The sequence below is a fragment of the Litoreibacter ascidiaceicola genome (assembly GCF_900129235.1).
GTDB lineage: Bacteria > Pseudomonadota > Alphaproteobacteria > Rhodobacterales > Rhodobacteraceae > Litoreibacter > Litoreibacter ascidiaceicola.
The window spans coordinates 181,304-207,710 of the sequence record NZ_FQUV01000002.1; the positions used below are offsets into that span (position 1 = coordinate 181,304).

The 26,407-nt window shown below is 61.1% G+C and carries 29 protein-coding genes; 10 read left to right on the plus strand and 19 right to left on the minus strand.

The genetic code is table 11. From position 1 onward, the window contains the following. Positions 1 to 164: 164 nt before the first annotated feature. Genes BUB72_RS04045 through mdoH form a run of 4 tightly spaced genes read left to right on the plus strand, consistent with a single transcriptional unit; the run spans position 165 to position 6,333 of the window. Positions 165 to 1,538, plus strand: a complete 1,374-nt coding sequence (locus tag BUB72_RS04045; RefSeq protein ID WP_073140974.1) for a tetratricopeptide repeat protein — start codon at positions 165 to 167, stop codon at positions 1,536 to 1,538. Positions 1,539 to 1,574: 36 nt separating this feature from the next. Continuing rightward, positions 1,575 to 2,891, plus strand: a complete 1,317-nt coding sequence (locus BUB72_RS04050) for an OpgC family protein (RefSeq protein ID WP_083588559.1) — start codon at positions 1,575 to 1,577, stop codon at positions 2,889 to 2,891. Next, entirely contained in the window at positions 2,888 to 4,447 is a 1,560-nt protein-coding gene (locus tag BUB72_RS04055; RefSeq protein ID WP_073140976.1) for an OpgD/OpgG family glucan biosynthesis protein, read from the plus strand. Before BUB72_RS04050 ends, BUB72_RS04055 begins: the two co-directional genes overlap by 4 nt. Continuing rightward, positions 4,444 to 6,333, plus strand: coding sequence for a glucans biosynthesis glucosyltransferase MdoH (gene mdoH / locus BUB72_RS04060; protein WP_245814717.1), 1,890 nt, complete (start codon positions 4,444 to 4,446; stop codon positions 6,331 to 6,333). Before BUB72_RS04055 ends, mdoH begins: the two co-directional genes overlap by 4 nt. On the opposite strand, the gene BUB72_RS04065 is transcribed toward mdoH, so the two are convergent. The 6 genes from BUB72_RS04065 to BUB72_RS04090 form a co-directional block, all read right to left on the minus strand. Then, positions 6,334 to 7,140: a CE1 family esterase gene (locus BUB72_RS04065; protein WP_073141683.1), complete on the minus strand. Its 807-nt coding sequence runs from the start codon at positions 7,138 to 7,140 to the stop codon at positions 6,334 to 6,336. Further along, positions 7,137 to 7,601, minus strand: coding sequence for a rhodanese-like domain-containing protein (locus tag BUB72_RS04070; RefSeq protein WP_073140978.1), 465 nt, complete (start codon positions 7,599 to 7,601; stop codon positions 7,137 to 7,139). Before BUB72_RS04070 ends, BUB72_RS04065 begins: the two co-directional genes overlap by 4 nt. Further along, entirely contained in the window at positions 7,601 to 8,161 is a 561-nt protein-coding gene (locus tag BUB72_RS04075) for an SCO family protein (protein ID WP_139250607.1), read from the minus strand. The genes BUB72_RS04070 and BUB72_RS04075 overlap by 1 nt, the downstream gene beginning before the upstream one ends. Then, positions 8,158 to 8,727: a hypothetical protein gene (locus BUB72_RS04080; protein WP_073140981.1), complete on the minus strand. Its 570-nt coding sequence runs from the start codon at positions 8,725 to 8,727 to the stop codon at positions 8,158 to 8,160. The genes BUB72_RS04075 and BUB72_RS04080 overlap by 4 nt, the downstream gene beginning before the upstream one ends. 11 nt (positions 8,728 to 8,738) lie before the next feature. Continuing rightward, complete coding sequence (locus BUB72_RS04085; RefSeq protein WP_073140983.1) at positions 8,739 to 9,206, minus strand: hypothetical protein; 468 nt, start codon at positions 9,204 to 9,206, stop codon at positions 8,739 to 8,741. Between the two features lie 129 nt (positions 9,207 to 9,335). Then, the gene (locus BUB72_RS04090; protein ID WP_073140984.1) at positions 9,336 to 9,890 is read right to left on the minus strand and encodes an LOG family protein; all 555 of its coding nucleotides are present in this window, start codon (positions 9,888 to 9,890) and stop codon (positions 9,336 to 9,338) included. 102 nt (positions 9,891 to 9,992) lie between these two features. Here BUB72_RS04090 and BUB72_RS04095 point away from each other — a divergent pair, with 102 nt between their 5' ends. After that, the gene (locus BUB72_RS04095; RefSeq protein ID WP_073140986.1) at positions 9,993 to 11,294 is read left to right on the plus strand and encodes a LysM peptidoglycan-binding domain-containing protein; all 1,302 of its coding nucleotides are present in this window, start codon (positions 9,993 to 9,995) and stop codon (positions 11,292 to 11,294) included. A gap of 29 nt (positions 11,295 to 11,323) precedes the next feature. Here BUB72_RS04095 and BUB72_RS04100 read toward each other — a convergent pair whose 3' ends face one another. Together BUB72_RS04100 and BUB72_RS04105 are read right to left on the minus strand one after the other, a co-directional pair. Next, a complete protein-coding gene (locus BUB72_RS04100) occupies positions 11,324 to 11,710 on the minus strand; it encodes a rhodanese-like domain-containing protein (protein WP_073140989.1) in 387 nt (128 codons plus the stop codon). A gap of 10 nt (positions 11,711 to 11,720) precedes the next feature. Further along, positions 11,721 to 12,620, minus strand: coding sequence for an MBL fold metallo-hydrolase (locus tag BUB72_RS04105; RefSeq protein ID WP_073140991.1), 900 nt, complete (start codon positions 12,618 to 12,620; stop codon positions 11,721 to 11,723). Between the two features lie 273 nt (positions 12,621 to 12,893). Between BUB72_RS04105 and BUB72_RS04110 the strand changes: the two genes are divergently transcribed. Then, positions 12,894 to 14,693, plus strand: a complete 1,800-nt coding sequence (locus tag BUB72_RS04110; RefSeq protein ID WP_425435150.1) for an ABCB family ABC transporter ATP-binding protein/permease — start codon at positions 12,894 to 12,896, stop codon at positions 14,691 to 14,693. Positions 14,694 to 14,757: 64 nt separating this feature from the next. Here BUB72_RS04110 and BUB72_RS04115 read toward each other — a convergent pair whose 3' ends face one another. Both BUB72_RS04115 and BUB72_RS04120 read right to left on the minus strand, forming a co-directional pair. Further along, positions 14,758 to 15,048 (minus strand): PAAR domain-containing protein, encoded by a 291-nt coding sequence (locus BUB72_RS04115; RefSeq protein ID WP_073140996.1) that lies wholly within the window; start codon positions 15,046 to 15,048, stop codon positions 14,758 to 14,760. A 12-nt stretch (positions 15,049 to 15,060) separates the two neighbouring features. Further along, on the minus strand, positions 15,061 to 15,501 hold the full coding sequence (locus BUB72_RS04120) for a hypothetical protein (RefSeq protein WP_073140998.1): 441 nt from the start codon (positions 15,499 to 15,501) through the stop codon (positions 15,061 to 15,063). A gap of 176 nt (positions 15,502 to 15,677) precedes the next feature. On the opposite strand from BUB72_RS04120, the gene BUB72_RS04125 reads away from it, so the two are divergent. Next, positions 15,678 to 16,052 carry a GFA family protein gene (locus BUB72_RS04125; protein ID WP_073140999.1) on the plus strand — a complete coding sequence of 125 codons (375 nt, stop codon included), beginning with the start codon at positions 15,678 to 15,680 and terminating at the stop codon, positions 16,050 to 16,052. A 15-nt stretch (positions 16,053 to 16,067) separates the two neighbouring features. On the opposite strand, the gene BUB72_RS04130 is transcribed toward BUB72_RS04125, so the two are convergent. Together BUB72_RS04130 and BUB72_RS04135 are read right to left on the minus strand one after the other, a co-directional pair. Further along, positions 16,068 to 16,886: a trypsin-like serine peptidase gene (locus BUB72_RS04130; RefSeq protein WP_073141001.1), complete on the minus strand. Its 819-nt coding sequence runs from the start codon at positions 16,884 to 16,886 to the stop codon at positions 16,068 to 16,070. A 41-nt stretch (positions 16,887 to 16,927) separates the two neighbouring features. Beyond that, positions 16,928 to 17,590 (minus strand): SDR family NAD(P)-dependent oxidoreductase, encoded by a 663-nt coding sequence (locus BUB72_RS04135; RefSeq protein WP_073141004.1) that lies wholly within the window; start codon positions 17,588 to 17,590, stop codon positions 16,928 to 16,930. Positions 17,591 to 17,696: 106 nt separating this feature from the next. On the opposite strand from BUB72_RS04135, the gene BUB72_RS04140 reads away from it, so the two are divergent. Next, on the plus strand, positions 17,697 to 18,269 hold the full coding sequence (locus tag BUB72_RS04140; protein ID WP_073141007.1) for a biotin transporter BioY: 573 nt from the start codon (positions 17,697 to 17,699) through the stop codon (positions 18,267 to 18,269). 335 nt (positions 18,270 to 18,604) lie between these two features. Here BUB72_RS04140 and BUB72_RS04145 read toward each other — a convergent pair whose 3' ends face one another. Both BUB72_RS04145 and purF read right to left on the minus strand, forming a co-directional pair. Next, a complete protein-coding gene (locus BUB72_RS04145; RefSeq protein WP_073141009.1) occupies positions 18,605 to 18,898 on the minus strand; it encodes a hypothetical protein in 294 nt (97 codons plus the stop codon). Positions 18,899 to 19,020: 122 nt separating this feature from the next. Further along, positions 19,021 to 20,511 carry an amidophosphoribosyltransferase gene (gene purF, locus BUB72_RS04150; protein ID WP_073141011.1) on the minus strand — a complete coding sequence of 497 codons (1,491 nt, stop codon included), beginning with the start codon at positions 20,509 to 20,511 and terminating at the stop codon, positions 19,021 to 19,023. A 118-nt stretch (positions 20,512 to 20,629) separates the two neighbouring features. On the opposite strand from purF, the gene BUB72_RS04155 reads away from it, so the two are divergent. Together BUB72_RS04155 and BUB72_RS04160 are read left to right on the plus strand one after the other, a co-directional pair. Further along, entirely contained in the window at positions 20,630 to 21,166 is a 537-nt protein-coding gene (locus BUB72_RS04155; protein WP_073141013.1) for an rRNA large subunit pseudouridine synthase E, read from the plus strand. Continuing rightward, positions 21,159 to 21,860 (plus strand): SGNH/GDSL hydrolase family protein, encoded by a 702-nt coding sequence (locus tag BUB72_RS04160; protein ID WP_073141014.1) that lies wholly within the window; start codon positions 21,159 to 21,161, stop codon positions 21,858 to 21,860. The genes BUB72_RS04155 and BUB72_RS04160 overlap by 8 nt, the downstream gene beginning before the upstream one ends. A 1-nt stretch (position 21,861) precedes the next feature. Here BUB72_RS04160 and BUB72_RS04165 read toward each other — a convergent pair whose 3' ends face one another. The 5 genes from BUB72_RS04165 to BUB72_RS04185 all read right to left on the minus strand — a co-directional run bounded on the left by BUB72_RS04165 (position 21,862) and on the right by BUB72_RS04185 (position 26,265). Continuing rightward, entirely contained in the window at positions 21,862 to 22,914 is a 1,053-nt protein-coding gene (locus BUB72_RS04165; protein WP_073141016.1) for a fatty acid desaturase, read from the minus strand. 86 nt (positions 22,915 to 23,000) lie between these two features. After that, on the minus strand, positions 23,001 to 23,573 hold the full coding sequence (locus BUB72_RS04170; RefSeq protein ID WP_073141018.1) for a CvpA family protein: 573 nt from the start codon (positions 23,571 to 23,573) through the stop codon (positions 23,001 to 23,003). A 13-nt stretch (positions 23,574 to 23,586) separates the two neighbouring features. Next, positions 23,587 to 24,960, minus strand: coding sequence for a DNA repair protein RadA (gene radA / locus BUB72_RS04175; protein ID WP_073141020.1), 1,374 nt, complete (start codon positions 24,958 to 24,960; stop codon positions 23,587 to 23,589). Positions 24,961 to 25,008: 48 nt separating this feature from the next. Next, positions 25,009 to 25,437, minus strand: a complete 429-nt coding sequence (locus BUB72_RS04180; protein ID WP_073141022.1) for a paraquat-inducible protein A — start codon at positions 25,435 to 25,437, stop codon at positions 25,009 to 25,011. 48 nt (positions 25,438 to 25,485) lie between these two features. Beyond that, positions 25,486 to 26,265: a DNA repair protein gene (locus tag BUB72_RS04185; RefSeq protein WP_073141024.1), complete on the minus strand. Its 780-nt coding sequence runs from the start codon at positions 26,263 to 26,265 to the stop codon at positions 25,486 to 25,488. Positions 26,266 to 26,407 lie beyond the last annotated feature (142 nt).

A 26,407-nucleotide genomic window follows, 5' to 3' on the forward strand; every position in this document is an offset into this window, starting at 1 on the left:
ATCGGCGCATTGCCGCGCACATGCCTTGTTTTCGATCACCTATCCCCCACGCGGCCTCACGTATGCGTTATTCAATGGGCCCAGCCGTTTACCGGTGCCGACTAATCGCTATCACAGAGGATGCGGGCTTTGCTCCGCACCAGAATCAACCGTGAGACCACAGCATGTATCAAGACGTATTCGGGCAAGACACCACGATCAATTCCCGCGACGCGCTTGAGGCGTGGAATAAAACACTGATGGCGTTCATGGCCCATGGGGCGGCGACGCCGACGCATCTGGGTGACACGCTGACCCGCGATCCGGATTTTGCCTTGGGCCATGCGGTGAAAGGTATATTCTACCTGCTGTTGGGCCGTCGCGAATTGAGCGAGATCGCCCGCGAGGCACTTGGGTTGGCGGAAGCGTCGGCCTTGGCCACCCCGATCACAGCCCGTGAACGCTCTTTCGTCGACGCATTGAAGGCGCTCTACGGGTGTCGTCTGACGCAGGCGATCCAGCATCTGGAAGACGTGCTGGCGGTGCATCCTGCCGACACTTTGGCGATGAAACTGAGCCACGCGATCCGCTTTGTGCTGGGCGACGGTGCGGGGATGCGAACGTCGGTCGAGGCGGTTATGGGGGCCTACGGGCCGGACCATGCGGGGCGCGGCTACCTGATGGGTTGTCACGCCTTCACGTTGGAAGAAACCGGTGAATATGCCCGCGCCGAAACCGTCGGGCGCATGGGGCTGACCGTCAGCCCTGACGACGCGTGGGGCCTGCACGCTATCGCTCATGTCTACGATATGACCTGCGATGCCGAAGGCGGATTGAAATGGCTCGAAGGCCGCGAGGCGGCTTGGTCCCATTGCAACAATTTTCGCTACCATGTGTGGTGGCACAAGGCGCTGATGCATCTTGATTTAGGCCAGAACGATGCGGTTCTGGCGCTTTATGATAGCCAGATCCGTGCCGACAAAACCGACGATTACCGCGATATCTCCAACGCAACTTCGCTGTTGTCGCGGTTGGAGCTGAACGGCATCGACGTGGGCGACCGTTGGGAGGAACTGGCGGACCTGTCGGCGAACCGCACCGAAGACGGCTGCCTGATCTTTGCCGATTTGCACTACCTACTGGCACTGATTGGCGGATCGCGCAAACAGGCGATTACCAAGCTGCTGGGGCGCATGCATCGGGACGCGCAATCAAACCGCCTGGAGATGGACCGGATCATGGCCAGCCCCGGCCTCAGCGCTGCCGCCGGACTGGAAGCGTTCGGCGAGGCGGATTACAAGACCGCCTTCTTCAATCTGTCGCGCGCACGCCATACGATGCAACGGGCAGGCGGCTCGCATGCCCAACGCGACGTGTTCGAGCGCCTGACCATCGACGCGGGCATCCGCGCGGGCCTTCTGGATGACGCGGAAACCATACTTAAAGACCGGATGCGCAAGCGCGGGGGCTGCGAAGACGGCTACGCCGCCGCCCGTTTTTCGCTCATTTCGGAAGGGCGCGACGCAAGCTCTTGCAAGGCCCGTGTCCCTGCTGAATAAGCGCGAAGTAGAATCGGCGAAAAGAAACGCAAAATCATGACCATGGCCTCCAGTTCCTCTCTTTCTCCAGCCGCGGGCGTATATGCGGCCAGCGCGACGGCGTCGGGTACTTCTGGCGTCACAACACGCGATCCGCGGCTCGATTTTTATCGTGGCATTGCGATGATCATCATCCTGTTCGCCCATACGCCGGGAAATTTCTTCACCAGCTGGATTCCGGCCCGTTGGGGCTTCTCCGACGCGACCGAGATTTTCGTGTTCTGCTCGGGCATGGCGTCCGCCATCGCCTTCGGGCGCACCTTTGACCGCGCCGGATGGGTGCTTGGGACCGCCCGTGTCGGCTACCGTGTTTGGCAGGTTTACTGGGCCCATATCTGCATGTTCTTCACCATCGCCATGATGGTCGCGTGGTGGGACAGCCTCGGGGTGTTCGGCAAGGAATATATCAACTCGCTGAACCTCGTGCCGATTTTCGAGGGCCGCACCGGCAGCACGACAGGGATTGTCACCACCACCGCCGACAATCTGGTCGGGCTGTTTACCTTGACCTACGTGCCGAATTATTTCGACATTCTGCCGATGTATATGGCGATCCTTGTGATGATGCCCGTCGTCATGGCGCTGAGCCGCGTAAACCTGTGGTTGACCGCCGCCGTTGTCGTAACCGTCTGGCTGTTCGCACAAGAAGGGGTGCTGGAATGGCTCGGGGCCAGTCATCTGTGGCTGAGCCTTCCGGCAGAGCCATGGTCCGACCGTCACTGGTTCTTCAACCCGTTCGGCTGGCAGCTGTGCTTTTTCACCGGTTTTGCCTTCATGCGCGGCTGGATTCCGGCCCCGCCCGTCAAGACATGGCTGATCGCGCTTGCTGCGGTGATCGTCGTGGCCAACATCCCTCTGTCCAATATCGGGGTGCGCGCGGTCAATCAGGAATGGTTCGGCGCGTTCGAGGGCAATCCGGTAATCGACTGGCGCGTGGCCAACAAGCCGCTGATCGACAAGTCGTCCTTCGCCATCCTGCGCTATGTGCAATTCCTGTCGCTGGCTTACCTCGCTTGGGTCGTGGCGGGTGCGGGCGGGCATCGCCTGATCGCCACTGGCGGCACCGCGCTATCGAACGCATGGGGCAAGTTCGTCAAGATCATCATGAAGATCGGCCAGCAAAGCCTTGCCGTGTTTGTCTTTTCCATGGTGTTCGCGCGCATCGCGGGTTTCACGATGGACCAGATCGGCCGTGAAACAAGCACTGTTGTGCTGGTGAACCTCGTCGGCGTCGCCGCCTTGATCGCGGTGGCTTACTTCGTGGCTTGGATCAAAGGCACACCGTGGAAACCCGCGAAAGGGGCGACCGCATGAGCCTGTCGCGCCGCTCTTTCCTGACCATGCTGGGGGCCGCCGCTATGGCTGGACCCGCAAGCGCTTTGCCGATGTTCAAGGGCGAGGCGGTCCCGTTCTCGCTCGACTGGCTGAAGGCCGAGGCGCAGCGCCTCGCGGGCGAAGACTATGCGCCCATGCCGGAAGTGCCCGACGCGTGGAAAAACCTGACCTATGACCAGTACAAGGCGCTGGTGTTCAACACCAAGAAAGCGCTCTGGTCCGACACCGACCGCGCCTTCCAAATGGATTTCTTCCATCCCGGTCTCTACTTTCCGCGCCCGATCGAGATCAACATTGTCGAGGGCGACACCGCCCGCAAGCTGGGTTTTGATCTGTCGCTGTTCAAGCGCTACGAGCAGTTCCCCAAAGAGCTGGTCGACGCCGCCATGGCCGAAGACCCGATGGAAAGCACGCTTGGCTATTCCGGCCTGCGCCTGCGCCACGAGTTGACCAAACCTGGCCGCTTCGAAGAGTTCATGGTGTTCCAAGGCGCCAGCTACTTCCGCGCCATCGGCACTGGCCAGACCTATGGCCTGTCCGCACGCGGCTTAGCGCTGAACACCGGCGAGGCGGAGGGCGAGGAGTTCCCCGAATTCACCCGTTTCTGGGTCGAGGCCCCGTCAAGTGACGCCACCACAATCACCGTGCACGCCTTGCTCGACGGCCCGTCCACGACAGGCGCTTACAGCTTCCGTATCACCCCCGGCCAACCTGCGCATGTGACAGTGGAGGCGACGCTCTACCCGCGCACGGAACTGACCCATGTGGGCCTTGCCCCGCTCACGTCGATGTTCCTGTTCGACCAGACCAACCGCGCCCGCTTCGACGACTTCCGCGAGGCGGTCCATGACAGCGAGGGCCTGCTGGTCTGGAACGGCGCGGGCGAGATGTTGTGGCGGCCTTTGGCCAACCCGTCCAGCTTGCAGGTCTCCAGTTTCGTCGACACCAATCCGCGTGGCTTCGGGCTGATGCAACGCGCCCGCCAGTCCGAGGATTTCGCCGATCTGGAGGCGCTTTACCACAACCGACCCTCGCTCTGGATCACGCCGCAAGGCGACTGGGGGCAGGGCGCCGTGACTTTGGTGGAAATCCCGTCCGACAAGGAAATCTACGACAACATCGTCGCCTATTGGCGGCCCCGTGATCCGATGGCCGCAGGGCAGGGCTACAGCTTCGCCTACCAGATGGCATGGGGTGGCGAGCCCGAGGACACGCGGCCGGTTTCGCGCGTGTTGAACACCCGTATCGGCAAGGGCTACGACAAGGAAAAGCCCTATATCATCATGGCCGTCGACTTTGCGGATCACGAGGCGTTCGGCACCAAAGAGGCGGAGTTAGAGGACATCACTCGGTTCATCAGCGCCAATCGCGGCACCGTCAGCGACGGCATTTTGCAGCGCAACGAGGGAACCGGCGGCGTGCGTCTCGCGTTCAAGTTCGAGCCGGGTGAGGTGGCCTCGGCGGAACTCAGGGTGCAGCTGGTGAAAGACGGAAAATCACTGACCGAAGTGTGGCTCTACAGGTGGACCGCATGACCGCACATGGCCCGATAACCCGCATGCCGATGATGCCGCCGGAACAGCCCTTGGCGTTTCCTGTGCAAGACCTGTCTTCCGATTACCGCGACGGGGCGGCACCCGACTTGCCCAACGATCCGTCCACGCGGCTCTGGCGGCTGGCGACATTTTTGCCCGCGATCATCACCACAGGCGGGTTGATCGCCGCCTTCACCGACTGGTTCGCCATGGGCGGGTTGTCGGTGTTCGAAGGCATCTTGATCGCGTTGATCGCCTGCACGTTCTTCTGGATTTCCCTGTCGGTGTCGACCGTCACGGTCGGGCTGGTCAACATGATGCGCCCGCGCATTGCGCGCTCTGGAAAACCTGCGCCTGCGCAGGACGTGGCGCTGTTGGTGCCTGTCTATAACGAGGTGCCTTGGGACGTGTTCGGCAATGCCTGCGCCATGCTCGAAGAGCTGGACCGCACGCAGCACCCCCACAGCTTCACGCTGTTCATCCTGTCTGACACCCGCGACGAGGTCATTGCCGAGCAAGAACTGCGCGCCTTCGCCATGCTGCGCGCCAATCTGCCGGACCACATCGCGCTGCACTACCGCCGCCGCATCGACAATATCGACCGCAAGGTCGGTAATCTGGCTGATTGGGTGCAGCGGTGGGGTGGTGGCTACGACGCCATGCTGGTGCTCGACGCTGACAGCCTGATGTCCGGCCAAGCCATTATCACCCTGACCGACGAGATGGCCCACGACCCGTCCGCCGGCCTGATCCAGAGCTTCCCGCAACTCTTTGGTGCCGAGACCCTGTTTGGCCGTGTGCAGCAGTTCTCCAGCACCATTTATGGTGCCGCATTGGCCGAAGGGCTGGCCCGCTGGGCCGACCACGAGGGCAATTACTGGGGCCATAACGCCATCATCCGCACCGCCGCCTTTGCGTCTTGTGCGGGGCTGCCACGGCTCGACACGTTCCGCTCCAAAGGCGCGCTGATCCTCAGCCACGACTTTGTCGAGGCGGGCCTGCTGCGCCGTGCGGGCTGGGGCGTCCGCTTCATGCCGCAGGTCAAAGGCAGCTATGAAGAGGTCCCCGCGACGCTGATCGACTACGTGCTTCGTGACCGCCGCTGGTGTCAGGGCAACCTGCAACACCTCAATATTCTCGGCTCCAAGGGCTTCCATCCGGTCACCCGTTTTCACCTGTTCCACGGCGCGATGGGCTATCTGCTATCCCCCGCATGGTTCGCGCTGCTGACCGTCTGGGCGCTGATCGGCAAGGGCGAGGAAGCCAACGTTATCCGCTATTTCACCGGCGAGAACCCACAGGTGGCGTGGCCGGAAATGGGCCATGTCAGCAACCTTGCCATTCTGGTGTTCATGTATGGCATGCTGCTTGCGCCGAAATTTCTCGGGGCCGCCGCGCTGCTGCGCTCCGGCCCGTCGCTGCGTGATCTTGGCGGAGCGGGGCAGTTCGTGCTGTCCTTCGTGACGGAGATTATCGTCTCGGTGCTCTACGCGCCTATTTTGATGGTGCAGCAAACCATTGCCGTCGCCCGCACATGGATCGGCTTCAAGGAAACATGGACCCCGCAAGCCCGCCAAGGTGGCCGCTACGGCTTTACCACCGTCCTGAAATTCCACGCGCTGGAAACGGTCGCAGGGGCCTTGTTGGTGGCGGGTATGTCCGAGGGGATCATCACGCTATGGCTGCTGCCCATCGCGGTGTCTTTGGCCCTTGCGGTACCGTTGTCGATGCTGAGCGGCGCGAAGCTGACGCGGTTTAAATGGACCTCCCGCCAGCTTGGCACGGCGGAGGTGTTCAACGCCCCCGCGATCATCCAAAGCGCCAAGCGCGAGCGCTCCCGCATTCGGGTGGTTTTGGAGAATGCCGACCAGGTCGCAGCCGAATAGCTACTCCAGCGCTTCGAACCAATCCAACGCCATAACCGCCCAGCCTTTGGGGATGCCATGCGCGCCTTGGTGCAGGGCAAACTCCAGCGCACCTGCGTCACAGGTGTCCCAGCTGCGCCGCCAGAACTCGCCGGAGGTGTCGAACGTATCAGCGCGCATGTTCTTGCACCCGTTGGTTTCGCGCCAGATCTGCATCGCTTGGAACACATCGCCTTGATAAATGCGCCCGCCGCCCAAAGGACGGCCTTCCAGCGGCACGGTGGTGTCGCGCCAGCCATGGGTGTGGAGCAGTTTCACCGGACCCTTGCACGCATCCATCGCCGGATGGGGCCGCCAGAAGCTGCCCGCCACAGGGGCGTAGGCGCGGGCCAGATCAGGCGCGTCGCAGGCCAGATAGGAGGTCATCGACCCGCCAATAGAGAACCCCGCCAGCAAGATACGGTCGCGGTCGACACCATGATTGGCGACGGCGTCGTCGATGACGGCACGGACAAAAGCCAGCTCGTCGCGTTGTTGCACCCGGTCGGGATGGAAGGACCAGCCGGAGCCGAAACGCGAGTTCGGGCGCTTCAATCCGTTGGGGCCGATTACCGCATAACCGCGCTTCAGGATTGGGCCACCCATCCGCAGGATACCGGTGCCTTTACCACCTGCGCCGTGCAGAAACACTACGGCGGGGACCGAACCATCCGCGTCTTCAGGTGCCTCGATATGATAGCTGCCAAGCGGCAGCTCGCAGGGCTGTTCCGCGTCGCCGCAGGCAAGGGCGGGGGTGGCCAGAAAGGCCAATGCAGCGAGCCATTTCATCGGACCACCGGAAGCCCGCGCTTCAGCCATCCCGGTCCGGCCCGCGATCCTTGCATGCCTTCCGGCACGTCGATGATGTTACTGAACCCCGCCGCTGCCAACTGGTTGCTAAGCCGCGCCGAGCGCACACCGCGCGCGCAGATCAGGGCGACGGGCAGGGCGGTCTCTCCGCCCGTCAGTGTTAACAATGCGTCCACGAAATCCTCACGCCGCATGTCGAGCCGGGTGGCACCTTCGCCGGAGCCCGTGCGTGTCCATTCATCGGGGCGGCGAATGTCGACCAACAGGATATCACCCGCCACGGCCTGCTGATGTGCGGTGGGTGGGTCGATATGCACAGCCTCCGACGCCTCGGTGATCGCAGAGTAAAACAGGTTGCGCCCGCCCGCGGCATAGATCATGCCACCCGCCAGAACGATTGCTCCGCCGGTCAGCAGCGCACGCCTCGACAGATCGGCCATCAGCTTTGGCCTTGGGTATATTTCGCAACGATCCCTGCCGCCGCCTCCGGTGTGATGACGGGGGGGACAAGGGTCAGCAACTTGCCCTGCGCGTCCAGCAAATAGAGAAAGCTGCCATGGGCATAGACAGGTCCGTATTCGGGGTCGGTGAAAACCTCCTCGGTTTCGATCTGGTAGGCGTCATAGGCCACTTGCAATTGCATCGCCGTGCCGGTCAGCCCGACAAAATCCGCATGATGCTGCGCCAGCGCGGGGCCGAGGGTGTCGACTGTGTCGCGGGCCGGATCGACGGTGATCATGACAGGTGTCACGGTGATCCCCTGTTCAGCCACTGCATCCGCCACCTGCGCCATCATCGGTAGCGCGGCAGAGCAGATTTCGCGGCAATTGGCATAGCCGAAGAACAGCAATTGCGGATGTCCCTGCGGGTCAGCCTGCGTGCGTGCGGTCCCTGTCTGGTCAACCAGTTCGAACGCCCCGCCCAGATCGAAGGGCAGGGGGGATTGATCCGCCAGCGCCGGAGAACACAGCGCCAGCAGGGCAAGGACAGGCTTGATCACTCGAACAGCTCCTTGATCAGTTCCGCGTCTTTCTCGAGGCCCAGCCCGAAATGTCCGGTCTCGGCCAGATGCGCATTGACGCGCGGGTCGCGGCGGAACCACGGGCCTTTGCCTTTGGCCTCGGGGTATTTGGCGGCCCAAACCTTGCTCCAGGTGTTGGCCTTGACCCAGTCCTCCGAGCCGACCTCGCGGACTTTTTGAACGAGATAGATATTCGTGGCCCCTTGGATGTCTTCGTCTTCGATCAGCAATCCGTCAACTTCGACCTGCTTGTCACAAAACGGCAGAAGGTCGACGGTGGCCCCCTGAAAGCCGCTTTGCGCGTTCTTGTTGGGGAAAACCAGCACGCCATCCGCGGCACGCAAAAGACCCAGCTGGCGGTCGCCGTCGCCGCAATTGTCGGGGCAGTCTCCGGTGACTTCACAGGTGATGTCAACGACCTTGGCCTCGAAGAGCGCAGGGGCTTCGGCATAGAGATTCCAGCTTTTCGCGGTGGACCCTTCGGAGAAATCGGCGGCATAGACGGGGCTGGCGGCGATCAGGGCCAAGGCGATGAGACGTGTCATGGATGCGGCCCTCATTTCTTTGGCTCCGGAATGGCGAAGCCCGGCACGACGCCGTAATCTTCGTGGTTCAGGTTGGTGATGCCGTGGTCGGTCACGACCTTTTCGACCACCAGATAATTTAGCCCGTCGCGCTTGTAGAGCATGCCATCGGCTGTAATCTCGTGGCTGGCGAGGTTCAGATTGGTGTCGCCGGAGGCGTTCTGGTCGTCGCCCTCGATCTTGAGAACCATATAGACCTCGCCGTCTTCGCCCAACAGGCCAACGGGGATGCCCCCCGCCGAGCACCACAGCGCACAGGTGTGATGGGCCGAGCCGACAACCGCGTCAGGCCCGCCCATGACGCCGGAGAAATAGCACCACGTGTCGATGATCTCGCCGGTGATCTGGATGCGTTCGCCCTCGGTCGCGCTGGCGGGGGCGGTCAGGGCCAGAGCGCCTAAAGCGCATAGGGGGGCCGCAAGGTTTTTTGTGAGCTTCATGGGTGTCCTCCGGTGATTCTTTTCACGAGCGTAGCAAGAAGGAAGGATGAGGGGGGATCACGTCTTGGTCAGACCGCTGCGATCGGGGCTGATGTCGGGGATTTAGGTATTTTTGAAGCAATGATGGGGTTAGCGCAGCACATCCCTTAACTGGCGCGTCAGGTCGGGGACGGTGTCAGTGACGGTGATGAAATCGAGCAGCGACGCGTCGGCGAAGCCTTGCGCGACGATATGATCGGTGAGGGCGACCAGCGGTGACCAGAAACCATTGGTGTTGAGCAGAAAGATCGGTTTGCTGTGCAGGCCCAGCTGGCGCCATGTCAGCACCTCGAAAAACTCGTCCAGAGAGCCGGCACCACCGGGCAGCACCACGATGGCGTCGGAGTTCATATACATGACCTTTTTGCGCTCGTGCATGGTTTCAGTGACGATGAAGGTGTTGAGGTCGCGCTTGCCGACCTCGCGCTTGAAAAGGTGGCTGGGGATCACGCCGAAGGTCTCGCCGCCCGCCGCTTGTGTAGATTGCGCCACCGCCCCCATCAGCCCGACATCGCCCGCGCCGTAAACCAGCCGCCATTGATTGGCCGCCAGAGCCTGCCCTAGATCAAGGGCGGCCTGCTTGTAGTCGGGATTGGCCCCAAAGCGGGAGCCGCAATAAACACAGACGGATTTTTGCTGGGACATGGGGCGGGCTCCGGACGGATAAGTGGCTTTGCCTTGTTCTATGGGGGCTGCTACGCTGTCACAACGCCTTTCTTGGAGGGCCGAGGGAGAAGGAAGACACATATGGCTATCTGGTCCAGACTGGGGATGAGCGGACCTGCGGCGGCCGCCGGAGCCGCTGTTGTGATTATCATTCTCGGTGGCGCGTATCTGGTGACGCAAAACCGCGATGTCGTGATGCCGGAGGCCGATGTGCAAGCCGTGCCGGACGCGGCGGAACAAGCGGCGCTGGACGCGGTGGCTATGGTGAAGGGGGAGCCTGACCAGCCAGCGACACCGAGCGATGGGGCCGCACCGGCGACCCAACAGGCGGTCGCGGATGCGCCGGAAGAGCAAACCCCGACTGCGCAAGGTGTAGCAGAGATAGTTGCCGAAGCGGATCCGGAGGGGGAGCAACCCCCGGCACCCGCAGCACCGACCTTTGACGTGGTGCAGGTGGCGCCTGATGGAGGAGGCGTCATTGCGGGCGCGGCAGAGCCGGAGAGCGAGGTGGTTTTCCTGCTCGACGGGGTGGAAATCGCGCGGGGCAAAGCGGATGCGGCGGGAAAGTTCGGCGTGTTGCTTGATTTTCCGGCAGCAGATACGCCGCGCGCCTTGTCGATGCTCACCGAGCTTGCTGATGGCACGCAGATCGCCTCCGAAGGGACGCTGCTGATTTCGCCTGTTCGCACCACCAGCGCCAAGCCGGACGATGGGGAGGCGGTGGTTGAAGGCGGGGTGGAAACGCAGCCTGCCACTGATGCGACTGAAATTGCGCAAGCTCCGGCGGCGGCGAATGACATCGCAGAAACAGCGGAGGATGCGTCCACACCGGATGCCCCTGCGGTGGTGCTGGCAGATAATGCCGGCGTGACCCTGCTTCAACCGGCCCCGCAACCCCAAGCCCCGAAAGCTGTGGCCGACGCGCCTGTGACGGCCAATGTGGTGATCGACACAATCACCTATGACGCCGAGGGCGAGGTGGCTTTGACGGGGCGCGGGACGTCGCAAGGGTATGTTCGGGTTTACCTGAACGATGAGGCCGTGAAGACCACGCGCATTTCTGAGAACGGCGCGTGGGAAGCGCCGCTGCCGGATGTGGATGCAGGGGTGTACCGCTTGCGGGTCGACGAGGTGGACGCGGGCGGCACCGTGACCAGTCGCGTCGAGACCCCGTTCCAGCGCGAGGCGCCCGAGATTGCCACCTCCGCCCCGCAAACGGCGACGGCGGTGACGGTGCAGCCGGGGTTCACCCTTTGGGCCATCGCGCGCGACCGGTTCGGGTCCGGCGAGCAATATGTGCGGGTCTATGAGGCCAATCGCGACCTGATCCGCGACCCCGATCTGATCTATCCCGGACAGGTGTTCGCGCTGCCGGAGGGGTAGCGCAGTATCGTGCGCTTTTGCTTATTGGCTTAACCGTCAGATTTACTCATCGTCTTGGGCGCGCCAGTTGACATATCTGTCCCAGTGTATTCGAACCCTGCGTCTTTCCATGCACCAAACCCGCCCTTCATGTGCGCGGCGCGGTCTACCCCGCTTTCCAGAAACTGTTTGGCAACCTTGCCCGACCGCACGCCAGAGCCGCAGAAGAATACAATCTTTTTATCTGACTGGCCGGGCATATGAATGGGTTGAAAGGCTTGCATCGGCGCGAGCAAGGCCCCTTCGATCCGCTCGAAGGTAAATTCCTGAGGCGTTCTCACATCAATCATTACGATGTCTCCTCGCTCGAAGGCCTCTTTCACGTCGGCGGGGTTCCAGTGTTCCAGTGTTCCATTTTCGGTTGTTTCGGTTTCCATTTTGAGCTCCTTAAAATCGGTTCAACGGGATTTTTAGATATCGGTTATCGTCGCCTTCAGGCGCGGGCAGACGCCCCGCGCGAAGGTTCATCTGCAAAACCTGCAACATTCTGTCCGGTAGCGCCAATGTGTCGTCTCGCGAGGTCCGTGTTTTGATAAATGCCTCCTTGGACACGCCGCCGCCGATATGGGCGTTATGTCTGCGTTGCTCGGAAACGGTCGATTCCCAAGCCGGTTCGGACCGGTAATCGGTGCCGTAGTCATGACCGATAAACAGGCGCGTTTCGTCGGGAAGGTGCAGAATTTCCTGCAATGACTCATACAGATCTTCGGCCGTCCCGCCGGGGAAATCAGCCCGCGACGTGCCGACGTCAGGCTGCATAAACGTATCATGAACGAACGCGGCGTCATCGCCCACGACATATGTGATCGAGCCAAGCGTATGGCCCGGTGACAACATGACCTGAACCGGAAGAGACCCGATCTCGAAAGTATCGCCATCCTGAAAAAGGCAGTCGAAATCCCGCTCGGGATCGAAAGCATCGGGCAGGTTGTAATAATCACGCCAGAGCGTCGCGATCTCCAAAACTTTTTCACCAATTCCGTTTGGCTTGCCCAGACGATCCTTCAGAACGGAGGATGCCATCAGATGATCGGCATGCGGATGAGTGTCCAAAATCCTGACAATCTCCAAACCTTCGTGGTCCGCGTATCGCAAGATTGCATCCACACTTCGCGTATCGGTCGATGCGCTTTCGGGGTTGAACGTGAGCACCGTGTCAATGAGTGCGGCTTTCATAGTTTCGGGATCGGAAACGAGATATTGAATGCTGCCGGTGTCATCATCATAAAAGCCGGTGACTTGCGGCGATCCGGCACCACGGGATTTGCTGGTTCGAGAGAATTTCATATGCCCATCCTTTCTGTCCAAACAAACAATCGGGCATGAAGAAAAGTTCCGAAATTCAGCCTGTCTCACTTTGCGTCATGTGATGAACGCTGACCCGACGCCATAATCTTTGCGATGTAAGTGTCGCTGGAGCTTCAAGAGGCCAGTCCATGGCTGGTACCTCCACCTTTCTTTGCCCGCCCCTCTGGTTCTTCGGGCAGGCTGGCCCTAAGTTAAGCGGCCTATATTCAAGAAAGCCCGTTCCCTATGGTCACCGAAGTTTCAGACGCCCGCATGCAGCAGGATTTACGCAAGGACGGGTTTCATGTGGTGCGCAAGGTCATCCCCTATCTTTGGCCGGACGACCAGCCTTGGGTGAAGCGGCGCGTCGTGTTCGCGCTGACCTTTCTGATCATCTCCAAGCTGGTCGCGGTGGGCACGCCGGTGCTTTACAAGGGCGCGGTCGACGCGCTGTCGGGCGATGCCAGCGACGCGGGCTGGATGCTGGCCTTGGGCGCTGTTGGGCTGACCGTGGCCTACGGCATGGCGCGGGTGATGAATATCGGCTTCCAGCAGCTGCGCGACGTGGTGTTCGCACTTGTGGGGCAGCGGGCGCTGCGCATGCTAGCGCTGGAGACGTTTACCCATATTCACCGCCTGTCGATGCGCTACCATATCACCCGTAAGACAGGTGGTCTGAGCCGCATCGTGGAGCGCGGGGTGAAGGGGGTCGAGTTCCTGTTGCGCTTCTTGCTGTTCTCCATCGGGCCGCTGATCCTAGAGCTGCTGATGATCGCGGTAATTTTGGCATTTGTGTTTAATATCTGGTACTTGGTGGTCGTTGTTGGCACGATTGCGCTCTACACATGGTTCACCTTTGCGGTCACCGAATGGCGGGTGAAAATCCGCAAGGAGATGAACGACCAGGACACCGACGCCAACCAGAAGGCCATCGACAGCCTGCTGAATTTCGAAACCGTCAAGTATTTCGGCGCAGAGAAACGCGAAGCCGCGCGCTATGACGGGGCGATGGAAGGCTATGTGGCAGCCGCGCTGAAAACCTCTTATTCGCTGGCTTTTTTGAACTTCGGGCAGGCGGTGCTGATCACCGCGGGCTTGGTCATCGTGATGGTGCTGGCGGCGATGGGCGTGCAGGACGGGACGTTGACCGTCGGCGATTTCGTCATGGTTAACGCCTATATGATCCAGATCACCATGCCGCTGAACTTCCTTGGTACGGTCTACCGCGAAATCCGGCAGGCGCTGGTCGACATGGCCGAGATGTTCAACCTGCTGGAACAACCTGCCGAGGTGAATGACAAGCCGGACGCCAAACTGCTGAAAGTCACCGACGGGGCCGTGCGGCTGGACAATGTGCATTTCGGCTATGACGCGGAGCGTCCGATCCTCAAAGGCGTGTCGCTGGAGGTGCAGGCGGGGCAGACGGTGGCCATCGTTGGCCCGTCAGGCTCGGGCAAATCCACAATCGGGCGGTTGCTGTTCCGGTTCTATGACGTGAACGGTGGCAGCCTGTCGATTGACGGGCAGGATGTGCGGGACGTCACGCAAGAAAGCCTGCATGACGCCATCGGTGTGGTGCCGCAGGACACGGTGCTGTTCAACGATACGATCCTTTACAACATTGCTTACGGCAAGGCAGGAGCTACGCGGTCCGAGATCGAGGGTGCTGCGAAAGCGGCAAAAATCCACGACTTCATCATGGAGCTGCCCGACGGCTACGACACCACCGTGGGCGAGCGCGGGTTAAAGCTGTCGGGTGGTGAAAAGCAACGGGTGGGCATCGCGCGCACCTTGCTGAAAAACCCGCCGATCCTGTTGCTGGACGAGGCGACCTCGGCACTCGACACCGAGACCGAGGCCGATATCCAGCATTCGCTGCAAGAGATGGCGCAAGGCCGCACCACGTTGACCATCGCGCACCGCCTCTCGACCATTGCCGACGCGGATCTGATCGTGGTGCTGGAGAACGGTGTGGTGGTGGAGCAGGGCACCCATGACGAGTTGCTGACGCGTGACGCGCGTTACGCGTCTCTATGGCACCGCCAGCAGGCAGAGGATGCCGAGGCGGCGTAGGTCAGAGTTTTATGGAAACTCTGGGGCCAAATCCTCGGAAGAGGATTTGCCGCCAGCTTTGCGCCTAGTCGAAGATCACGGTCGGGAAACCCACAACGATCTTGCCGCCATGGGCTGTTGCATCGCCCATGCGGGCGGCGGGTTTGTTGTTGATCATAACCTTGCTGGACCCTGCCGAAATCGTGTCCGGCGGGCCGACACAGACGCACATATCGCCCAGCACAGCGGCAGGTGCGCCGCCGATTAACACATTGGGCGCGCAGGGGCCGGAGATCGGGCCACCGACATGGGGCTTCGGGCCGGGATCGACCATGGGGCAGACGTGGTTGTCGCCAAGACGGGCTGCGGGGGGCATATCGGCGCCTCCTTAGTTGATGCGGATCATCGCGCCGCGCACGATGGTCTCGCCGTCAGAGATCAGGGTCGATTCCTCGCCACTGGCTCCGGTAAACGTCTTGGTGGCGTCCGCCTTGATGTCGGTCGCGTTCAGCGTCAGGGTCTCGCCCGCCGCCGTGGTCACGTTTTTGTCGGCCACCAGCGTCACGTCACCGCCGCTGTTGATGGTCACGCCGTCCTGACCGGACAGGTTCAGATGGCCCATGGAGTTCACCGACAAGGACTGGCGGGCGTTAATGCGCAGGCTGTCCTCGTCCGGGGTGATCACCAGATCGGGTGTTTTGGAGGGGGCTTTGGCCTCCCTCGGGTCCTCGATATGCACAACCAGACCGCCGGGTGTCGTAATGACAAGGCGCCCTTCGGATTGGTCATAGCTGATGTCGAGCGGGGTCTTGGTACTCAAATCGGTCATAATGCGTCTCCTACAATACCCCTATCAGAGCAGAAAACCGATGGAGTATAAAGTGAAATGGTGCGGGGCGCGGGTGGAAATGCTCTTAAGTGAAGGCAGCGCGACGTGATCGTGCCTTTGATTGATGTTCAGTTGGGCGCGGCCTCGCGCCGGTGTACCAGTTAAGGAAACCGGATATGGAACACTTCACCGGAGGTTGTCTTTGCGGCAGGGTTCGCATCGTAGCATCAGAACGCCCCCTTCGGGTCGGTGTCTGCCAATGTCTCGATTGCCGCAAGCATCATGGGGCGTTGTTCTATGCGTCGGCTGTATTTCATCAGAATGCGGTGGCGATTGAGGGTGAGACCGCTGAATATCTCGGGCGGTTTTTCTGTCCAAATTGCGGCTCTTCGGTCTTTGCCCGCACGGATGAAGAGGTCGAAGTGCATCTGGGAACGCTGGATTCGCCGGATCAACTGACGCCAACCTATGAAAGCTGGACGATCCGTCGCGAAGCGTGGCTGCCGCCGTTTCCCTTTGCGCAGTCATTCGAGCGTGATCGGGACGGCTGAGGTCGCGCTGAAACCTTAATTCGTAATCTGCGGCAATCTTGATGTGACCACCCCTGTGGTCCGCTTTGCCCCGCCAACTTTCACGAATTTCGACTTCGCATTCGAGGTTTGAAGTTGACGCACCATCCGGTCGACGGACGGCCCCATGGCAACGCCAAGCGATACATCGCGGCTACCGCGTCTGCCGCTTGAAGACATTACCGACGCGATTTGCGGTCCCTGATCGGTCATCACGAAGACCGGCGCGCCGGAGGAGCCGAAGTCGATATCGCAGGTGTAATGCAGCACATCTGCTGCGGCATGAGTCATTTTGCAGCCATCTTCCAGTGCCGGTATCTCGGAGCGACCCCGCGCATAGGACACCACCATCACGCGGTCATTGGCCGACGGCTGGCGGTGGGTGCGAAACGGCTGGATGGCGGCGCTGTTAATGGGGTGTTCCAACTCGATCATCGCGACATCCGTGGCGATCTCGGAATAACTATTGGTGCCGCCGCCATAGTCATATTCTGGATGAACCACGAAGCGTTTGCCTGCGCGGCTGGCGGCAGAGCGGCCATGGCGGTAGCCCGCGCGAAAGACGATATCCTCGGCATCCCGCAGCTTGCCGGTGCGTTTGTCATAGACGCAATGCGCGGCAGTCAGCACCAGCTTTTGAGAGATCAGCGCCCCCGTGCAAAATCCGGAACGCCCCAGATCAAGGCGACCAACGGCCTGCCATGGCAACACTTCGGACGGGGTGTCCAAAGCCTGATGCGGCGTGGCCTCTTTGGCCAGAATTTGCGGCTGCGCCGAGGCGCAAACCATCAACAAGGACAGCAATACACGTTTCATAGGCGCGAGGGGTACGCGCCCAATCTGGCAGGATTAGGGCCTCAGAGCGGCAATTGATCCAGCAGACGCGCGGCCTCGGCATGGCAATCGGCCAGCTTGCTGCGATCCTCGCCCGGATAGAACCGCCCGCGTGTGGCGGTGGGCATCGGGGCAGGGGTCATCATATGGACGGTGATGCCGGTCTTTGCGGTCTCGTCGCGCCAGCTGCTGGCCATGCGCATTTGTGCGGCTTTGCTCAGGCCATAGGCGCCGTGGAACTTGTCGCCTTGCTCCGGGTCGTCGAACATCACCGCTTGGCCCGCCTTGGAGGCTTTCAGCAACGGCGTGGTGTTCAGGATCAGACGTGCGGTGGCGCGGATATTTGTGGCCAGCGTTTTGTCGAGATCTTTGGCGTCCACATGCTCCATCGGGGCAAGGGGCGGGGCGTGAATGGCGGCGTGAACCAGCAGATCGACATGGCCCCAGCGGTCGTGAATGGAGTGGCAAATCTGCGCCATGGCGTCGTCATCGTTGATGTCGACGGGCACCAGCGTGGCGCTGCCACCCTTGGCAGTAATGCGGTCGTCCAACTCTTCGAGGCCACCCACGGTGCGGGCGAGGGCGATTACATGATATCCGCGCGCGCCCAAGCTTTCAGCCATTGCGGCCCCAAGGCCACGGGACGCGCCTGTCACGAGGGCGATTTTCTGAGATTGTTCTGTCATAGCGGCGTCTTTCTCACTGGCGGGGGCCTAGATCAAGCCCATTTGCTTGACTTTCCATGCTGCGCTGCCGAAAAAGATCGCAACGTATAATGCTGGAGGAACAGCCATGACTTTGACCCAAGCCGCTTTCGGAGCAGACACATTCACCAAGAAAACACTGCTGGTGTTGGGCGGATCGCTCTTCATCGCACTGGCCGCGCAAATAAGCGTGCCGTTCTTCCCCGTGCCGATGACCCTGCAAACGCTGGCGATCCTGATCGTCGGCCTGTCCTTCGGCGCGCGCCTTGGCGCTGTGACCGTGCTGGCCTATCTGGCCGAAGGGGCTGCCGGCCTGCCGGTCTTCGCCAATATGGGCGCAGGCCTGCCTTACATGATAGGCCCGACCGCAGGCTTCCTGCTGGGCTTCATCGCAATGGCCTATGTGGCCGGTCTGGCTGCGGGTCGCGGTGTTGTTGCAATGCTGGTGGCGTCTTTCGCTGCTGCCGCGCTGATCTACCTGCCGGGCCTTGCATGGCCGCTGGGCGTGGCACAAGCCACGGGCGTTGAAGCTGGCTGGGCTGGCTTGAGCTTCGACAAGGTTCTAGGCGCGTTCGCCACGCCGTTCCTGTTGGGCGACGTCGTGAAAGCCGTACTGGCCGCGTTGGCTGTTGCTAGCGGGATGAAATTCTTCGCCAAGTAAGCCGCGTGGCGGGGTGAACCCCGCCCTACGAGTTTGGCGCCGCTCCCGTGAAACCGGGGGCGGCGTTTTTCGTTTGTCTCGCAGCAGGTAAAAGAGGCGGCCGCCTTGAAAAGCTTTGTGGTCGCACGACGCCAAGACAACGCTTGGCGCATCCAGCAAGGGGGTCACCCTTGCGTTGTCAGTCACCGGTGACGGCTCGATACCCGACGGATGATTATGCCGCCAAGCGTGAAGTCACAGTTTTCAAATGTGCCAAGAGGGGCACGTTGGATCCGAGAAGGGGTTTAAGCTGGTCGCGTTAAGGGCGCGTTAGACCTGCGAGCGGTGCATCGGCCTTAAGCCGCGTCAGGCTGTTGATTTTGCGCGCTGCGTTCGGGGATTTCGAGCCGATCAGCGGTTCCGTTACGATCGAAAATCACCGCACCGGTTTCTATAGCTACGATTTTGTGGCCGCCGACCACATCACCAGCCCGCACGATTTCGACCTGCTTGTTCCCATGCCGGAGCAGCGCACGGGTCTCGCCCGGGGTTTCAACTGTCCCGAGAAGGGCTAGCTGCGCCATCGGCAGCGTGTTCTCTTCCGTCGCGGCTTTCAGGGCCTCGATTGGGGTTTCGGTCGTTTCGGTCACGGTTTTTGTCCTTGTCGCTGATCGCGTCTAGCGATCGGCAGATAAGGGGCGTGGCGTCTAATGGAAAGCGGACTATGCCCGCGTCGGCGGGATTTCGCCGCAGTGCAGCAATTCGCCGGGCCTTACTCCGCCGCGGTCTTCAGCTCAAAGCCATTGGTGATCTGGTCTGACGGCGCAATCGGATACTCGCCCGAGAAGCACGCATCGCAATATTGCGGCGACTTGGGGTTACGGCCCTGAGCCTCCCCGACAGCGCGGTAAAGACCGTCCAGAGAGATAAACTTGAGGCTGTCGACGCCCAGATGCTCGCGCATTTCGTCCTCGGACATGGTCGCGGCCAACAGCTTTTCGCGCTGCGGGGTGTCCACGCCGTAGAAACACGGCCATGCGGTTGGGGGCGAAGCGATGCGGAAGTGGACCTCGGCGGCACCGGCATCAAGGATCATTTCCTTGATCTTGCGTGAGGTTGTCCCGCGCACCACGGAATCGTCCACCAAAATCACCCGCTTGCCCTTGATCAGCGCGCGGTTGACGTTGAGCTTCAGGCGCACACCCATGTTGCGGATTTGCTCGGTCGGCTCGATGAACGTCCGGCCCATATACTGGTTGCGGATAATGCCCATGGCGTAGGGAATGCCGCTTTGGATGCTGTAACCAATAGCCGCAGGCGTGCCGGAATCAGGCACGGGGCAGACCATGTCGGCCTCGACAGGGCTTTCCTTGGCCAGCTCGCGCCCGATGTTTTCGCGGGTCTCGTAGACAGACCGCCCGCCAAGAATCGAATCCGGACGGGAGAAATACACATGCTCGAAGATGCAGAAACGCGACTTGGCGGGACGGAACGGGCGGTGGCTTTCGATGCCCTTGTTGGTGATGACTACCATTTCGCCCGGTTCGATCTCGCGCACGAACTCCGCGCCGATAATGTCCAGCGCGCAGGTCTCGGAGGACAGCGCGTAGCCGTCACCGATTTTGCCCAAGACCAGCGGGCGCACGCCCAACGGGTCGCGCACGCCGATCAGTTTGGTACGGGTCATGGCCACCACGGAGAACGCGCCTTCGACCTTGCGCAAGGCTTCTTCCATGCGGTCAGGGATGGTGCGACCCATGGAGCGGGCCATCAAGTGGATGATACATTCGGAATCCGAGGAGCTTTGAAAGATCGAGCCGCGCTCGACCAATTCTTTGCGCAAGGCTTCGGCGTTGGTGATGTTGCCGTTATGCGCAATCGCGGCACCGCCCAGCGAGAAGTCCCCGAAGAAGGGCTGCACGTCGCGGATGGCGGTCTGGCCTTTGTTGCCGGCGGTAGAGTAGCGGACATGGCCGATGGCCAACTCGCCCGGCAAGGTTTCCATGACCTTGTGGGATGTGAAGTTGTCGCGGACATAGCCGAAGCGGCGTGCCTGCTGGAAACCGGCGTCGGCGTCGTAGGAGACGATGCCGCCGGCCTCTTGGCCGCGATGTTGAAGGGCGTGCAGGCCGAGGGCCACGAAGTTGGCCGCCTCGGCAGTGCCGATAACGCCAAACACACCACATTCTTCTTTGAGTTTGTCGTCGTCAAACGGGTTGGTGAGCCAAGGCTCGGGACTTTGGTCAAGGTCCGCATGCGTCATTAGGGGCAGCTCCGAATCCGCGTGACATGAGTATGACACTGGATACGGGGTTTGCGTCGGGAAGTCACGGGCGCTTTGCCCCGTTGCGAGCAGAAGTCGCGCATGGCATGAAAAGGCCATGTCACGCACCATTTTGTTCAATAAACCACACGGGGTGTTGTCCCAGTTCACCGACGGGCAGGCCCGCGCCACGTTGTCGGATTACATTGACGTGCCAAAGGTTTACGCCGCCGGACGTCTGGACCGAGACAGCGAGGGGTTGTTGATCCTGACCGATGACGGACAGCTGCAAGCGCGCATCGCGCATCCGAAATACAAGGCGGCCAAGACCTATCTGGTGCAGGTGGAAGGGGAACCTGACGCTGCGGCATTTGCGCAATTGCGCGGCGGAGTTGATTTGAAAGACGGGCGCACGCGACCCGCGAAGGTTGCAGCGGTGGCGGAGCCGGACTGGCTGTGGCAGCGTGATCCGCCGGTGCGGGTGCGCAAGACGGTGCCGGACAGCTGGCTTGAGCTGTCCATTACCGAAGGCCGCAACCGTCAGGTGCGCCGGATGTGTGCCGCCGTGGGGTATCCTTGCCTGCGCTTGATCCGTATCGCTGTAGGCGAGTGGTCGCTGGACGGGCTCGAACCGGGGGCTTGGCGCGATGCGTGACGCTGCCGTAAAGCTGGCGTTGTTGCCGCTTCTGGCGGCGCAAGGCTGGCGCGCCCGAAAGACAGCCCGCCAACTGCCGGAGCCTGACGGCCCACGAGAAGGCATCGACGGGGAGGGGCCTTTGCTGCGGCTGCTCGTCCTTGGGGACAGTTCCGCTGCGGGGGTCGGGGTCGCGCATCAGCGCGAGGCCATTACGGGGCGTTTGGTGCAGTCCTTGTCGCAGACGCACCGTGTCGCGTGGCGGCTCAACGCAGTAAGCGGCGCGACCACGGCGGCGACGCTGGCACGCCTGACCACCGACGAAACAGGGCCGTTTGACATGGCCGTGGTGGCGCTTGGGGTGAATGACATCACCAAGGGTGCTACGTTACGGCGTTGGTTGGGACAGCAGCGCGAACTGTGCGAACGACTGCGCACGGATTTCGGGTGCGCGCATTTGTTCATCTCGGGTGTGCCGCCCATCGGGTCGTTTCCGCTTTTGCCAGATCCGCTTAGATGGGTCTTGGCCGAGCAGGGGCGTCGTTGGGACCGTGCGTTGATCGCGATGCTGGACGGGATGGATGGCTGCCACCATGTGAAGGCGGCGGAAAGTCTTGCCCCTGACCAGATGGCGGAGGACGGGTTTCACCCGGGGCCTGAAGTTTACGAGATGTGGGCCAATGCGATCTTGGAGCAGCTTCGCCCGCTGCTTTAGACTATTTCGAGCCTAGCAGATTTCTGTGCACATCGCGGAAAGACCGCAGACGGCGGCTTTGCTCGTCCCAAAGCTGCAAACCGACCGTTTTGATGCTTTCGCGGATCGACATGCGGTTGGCCTCGGCCAGTTGCTGGTGGTCTTTCAGCACTTCCGGCAAGCGGTAGAACGGGATGCGAGAATACAGATGGTGCACATGGTGGATGCCGATATTGGCGGAGAACCATGCCAGAACCGGTGGTAGAATATAGTGCGAGGAGCCATGCAACGCGGCCTCGTGGACCTGCCAGTCTTCTTTGTGATCCCAATGCGTTTCTTCAAACTGGTGCTGTACATAAAACAGCCAAACACCGAGCACGGCAGCCACCATTGTCGAAGGAATGAACACCAGCAACAAGGGCATAATGCCGCCAAACCAGACGATCAGGCCCAAGGCCACCGCGATGCCAACATTGGTGCCCATGGCGGACAGCCAGTATTTTGCACCCGCCTTCATGTAGCCGATCGGCAGGCGCTGCTCGAGGAAGAACACATAAGCAGGGCCGATGAAGAACAGGGTGACGGGATTGCGGTAGAGGCGGTATTTGAAACGGCCATAAGCGCTGCGGGCCTTGTATTCTTCGACCGTCAGTGTGTCGATGTCACCAAAGCCGCGCGCGTCCAGATTGCCAGCGGCCCCGTGATGGATCGCGTGGCTGCGACGCCAGACGTCATAGGGCGTGATGGTCAGCACGCCCAAGGCGCGCCCGACCCAATCGCTGAGAGTAGAATTCGAGAAGAAAGAGCCGTGGCCACAATCATGCTGGATGCAGAAGATGCGGACCAGAAACAGCCCGTTGACCAAGGCCAGTGCGACGGCAAGCCAATAGCTAACCGAGAGCATCGCCCAAGCAGCGGCCCAAATCCCGATGAACGGCAGTAACGTCACAGCCAACTCGAACCCCGAGCGTGCCGGGTTTGGATCACGATACTTCGCCAGATGGCGAATCCAAATCTTGGCAGGGGCGCCCGCGGGCAAGGTGAGCGCTTCTGGCGCGACTGGGTCTTGGAACATACTGCTACGTCCGTCTCTTTGGTCCGGTTCCGAACAGCGATATAGCAATAAGGAGTTAACGCAAGTTTATTAGAGCAGATCAGGCCCTATGCGTCAGATTGCCCAGTGGTTTCGGTGCAGTGGCTGATCAGATCTTCATAGGTTCCGACAATCCAGCCCGGTGCGTCTGTGGGGATGACCTCGTCCACCGACCCCGACATTTGCGCCACAACCTTGGCGGTGCGCGAATCGTCGACCATCGGGATCGCCTGATCGGCAACCACGCGGTCGTAGATCACGAAGGCCACCACGACCAGCAACGCGCCGCGCGCGACGCCGAACAGGAAGCCCAGGCCTTGATCGATGCCACCCAGAACGGAACGCTGTACTGCGCCCGACAGGATCGGGGTGAAGATTGACACCACCACCAACGCCACGGCAAAGACCAGCGCGAAGGCGGTGATCGTGGCAGGCTCGCAGCCTTCGATCAGGGTATTGAGATATGGAATTTCTTTAGCAAGTGGAACGGCTTGCGGGGCGAAGATGTAGGCCACCACGGCGGCGGCGATCCAGCCGACGATGGACAGCGCCTCGCGGACCAAGCCGCGCGAATAGGCGAGGATCGCCGAGATAACGATGACCCCAGCGGCGACGCCGTCAATAATCGTGAAACCTTCCATCTCGTCTCTTCTCCTAGGGCGCCGGATCGGTGCCGAATAGTTCCTGCACGAATGTTGCCAAGTCCGGCATCGTGCGCAGTGTCATGCCGTCTACCCGAGGCAGCTTTTTCTGCTCGGGGCCAATGGCGGAGGTAAAGCCCAGTTTGGACGCCTCTTTCAACCGGTTTTCGGCTTGTGTGACCTGCCTTAACGCACCTGAGAGACTTATTTCACCAAAAACCACTGATTCAGGCGGCAAAGAGATGTCCTCGCGGGCGGACAGTAGCGCGGCGGCAACAGCCAGATCGGCGGCGGGTTCGTTCACGCGCATGCCGCCCGCGACGTTTAAATAGACATCGAGACCCGCAAACGGCACCCCGCAGCGTGATTCTAGCACGGCCAGAATGGTCGCCAACCGTTGGCTATCGAGCCCCACAACCGTGCGGCGGGCCTGTGGATTGGGTGAAGGGGAAACCAGCGCCTGAATTTCGGTCAGCACGGGGCGCGAGCCTTCGATGCCGGAAAACACCACCGAACCGGGGGCGGGCTTGTCGCGGTCCGACAGGAACAGGGCGGAGGGGTTGGTGACCTCGGCCAGGCCGCGGCCTGTCATCTCAAACACACCAATCTCGTCGGCGGGGCCAAAGCGGTTTTTGACCGCGCGCAGCACGCGGAACTGGTGGCCACGCTCGCCCTCGAAATAAAGCACGGTGTCGACCATGTGCTCGACCACGCGCGGGCCTGCGAGCGCCCCTTCCTTGGTGACGTGACCCACAAGGATGATCGCGGTGCCGGTGCGTTTGGCGAAGGTCACCAGCTCATGGCACGCGGCGCGGACCTGAGACACGGAGCCGGGGGCGCTGTCCACTTGATCGGACCACATGGTCTGGATGGAGTCGATGATCACCAGCTTGGGGCGTTCCTTGTCCAAGGTGGTGAGGATGTCGCGCAGGTTGGTCTCGGCGGCCAAGCGCACGGGGCTTTCCGACAGTTTCAGGCGGGCGGCGCGCATGCGAATTTGTTCGGCTGATTCCTCGCCAGACACATAGATCACATGCATCCCGTTGCGCGCGAAGCGTGCGGCGACTTGTAAGAGCAGCGTGGATTTCCCGATACCCGGATCGCCACCCACCAGAATGGCGGAGGCTTCGACCAATCCACCACCCAACACGCGATCCATTTCAGCGACGCCGGAGGCGGTGCGCGAGGGCGGGTCGTCCTTGGCATTCAAATCCGACAGCGCCAAGGCCTTGCCGCGCATGGCACCCAAGGATTTCTTGCCGGGACCGGTACTTAGCGGGGCTTCCTCAATGATGGAGTTCCACGCCTGACAGGCGTCACATTGGCCGGACCATTTGAAATGGGCGGCGCCGCATTCGGTGCATTTGTGCGTGGGTTGTTTTGCCATGACGGGTGTTTTCGCTCAGGCGCTAGGTGCAGGCAAGACGATAATACGTCACTTACGTGCGCTGGCGAATGATATGGCGAGCGAGGCGATGACGCAGGCGGTGAACAGGTACAGCCCCCAGCCGGTTTCCACCCGTCCGACGCCCACACCCTTGGCCAGCACGATATAGAGCGCGATGAGGAAGATGTCGGCCATCGCCAGTTTGCCCAACACCGTGATCGCAGGCAGCAGGCGGGGGGAGGCGAGGCGGAACTGGATTAGTGCCAACCCGACGGTTTTCAAGAAGGGTGCAACAAGCGCGAAGAACGTCACCACCAGCGCCAGAAATACGTCCTTGCCCCAAAGCGTCTGGATGCCCGTCAGCACGGAGATTTCCGACAGGGAAAAGAAGGGCAGCAGCCCCGCTTTCAACAAGGGGGCTGCCCACGCGATGGGGAACAGCACCAGAAGCGACAGGTTGGCGATCTTCAAAAACATGGGCGCACTGAACCCCGCTTTGCCTGAAAGCTCAAGCGGTCAAATGGGTTAGCCAGCGCTCTTGTCCGAGGTTTTTGGTTTTGGCAAAGGCACGACGTTTTCCGGCTCCGGCGCGTCGGCCATCTCGTAGCCGATGAGCGGCAGGATTTCGGCCAGATCGGCTTCAAGCCGCTGCATTTGTGCGGTTACGACGCTGTCTTCGACATTGACCTGCTGGGACCAGCGTTTCAGATCGGCGCAGGTTTGCTGGGCCAGTGCGATCTGTTCGCGGTAATCTTCGATTTCGCGTTGGCGCTGGCGCAGGAAGGTGCGGGCGCGGTCTACCTTTTCCTCGGAATAGACGGATGCCAGATCGCGGGATTCGTGGCTCATCTGGGCTGCGACTTCCAGAACCGTCGGCTCTAGCGTGTGTAAGTCGGGATGGTCGCGCAGATGCATGATCCGTTCGCGCACCGAGTCGAATTCCGATGACAGGGAGAACAGCTTTTCCTTGTCGGCCTTGTGGGCCGCCAGATAGGCGCGGGTGACGTCTTCCATCGACAGGTGGAAGTTGCGGTGCGATTTCTCCAGCTCGAGGATGCGGCGGTTGGAGGGCAAGTAGAAGCACAGCGATACGGCAAGCGCTGCAAGGAACAGCTGGGTGATCATGCCCGCGTAGGGAACGACCGTTTCGCCATAGGCGGCGGTGAAACTCAACCACGGCGCGAGGCCGACGGCTGCGGCCAAAGTGGCCCCGATAACTACGATGGAAAATACCACAACGGCCACCAAGGCCACACGCTGAAAGAACTGCTGCAATTGCAGCCAAGTCTGGTTTGCACCAGTCATTCCGACACCCCCCAAAGGTACTGGTTAAATATTTATAAATTTATAGTAGCGGAAAACCGCCGATTGACCACGGGGAATTTTGTCCAAAATGTGGCGTAGTTTCAGAGGGCTGTCGCGAAATCTTGAGGGATCGGGTTAATTG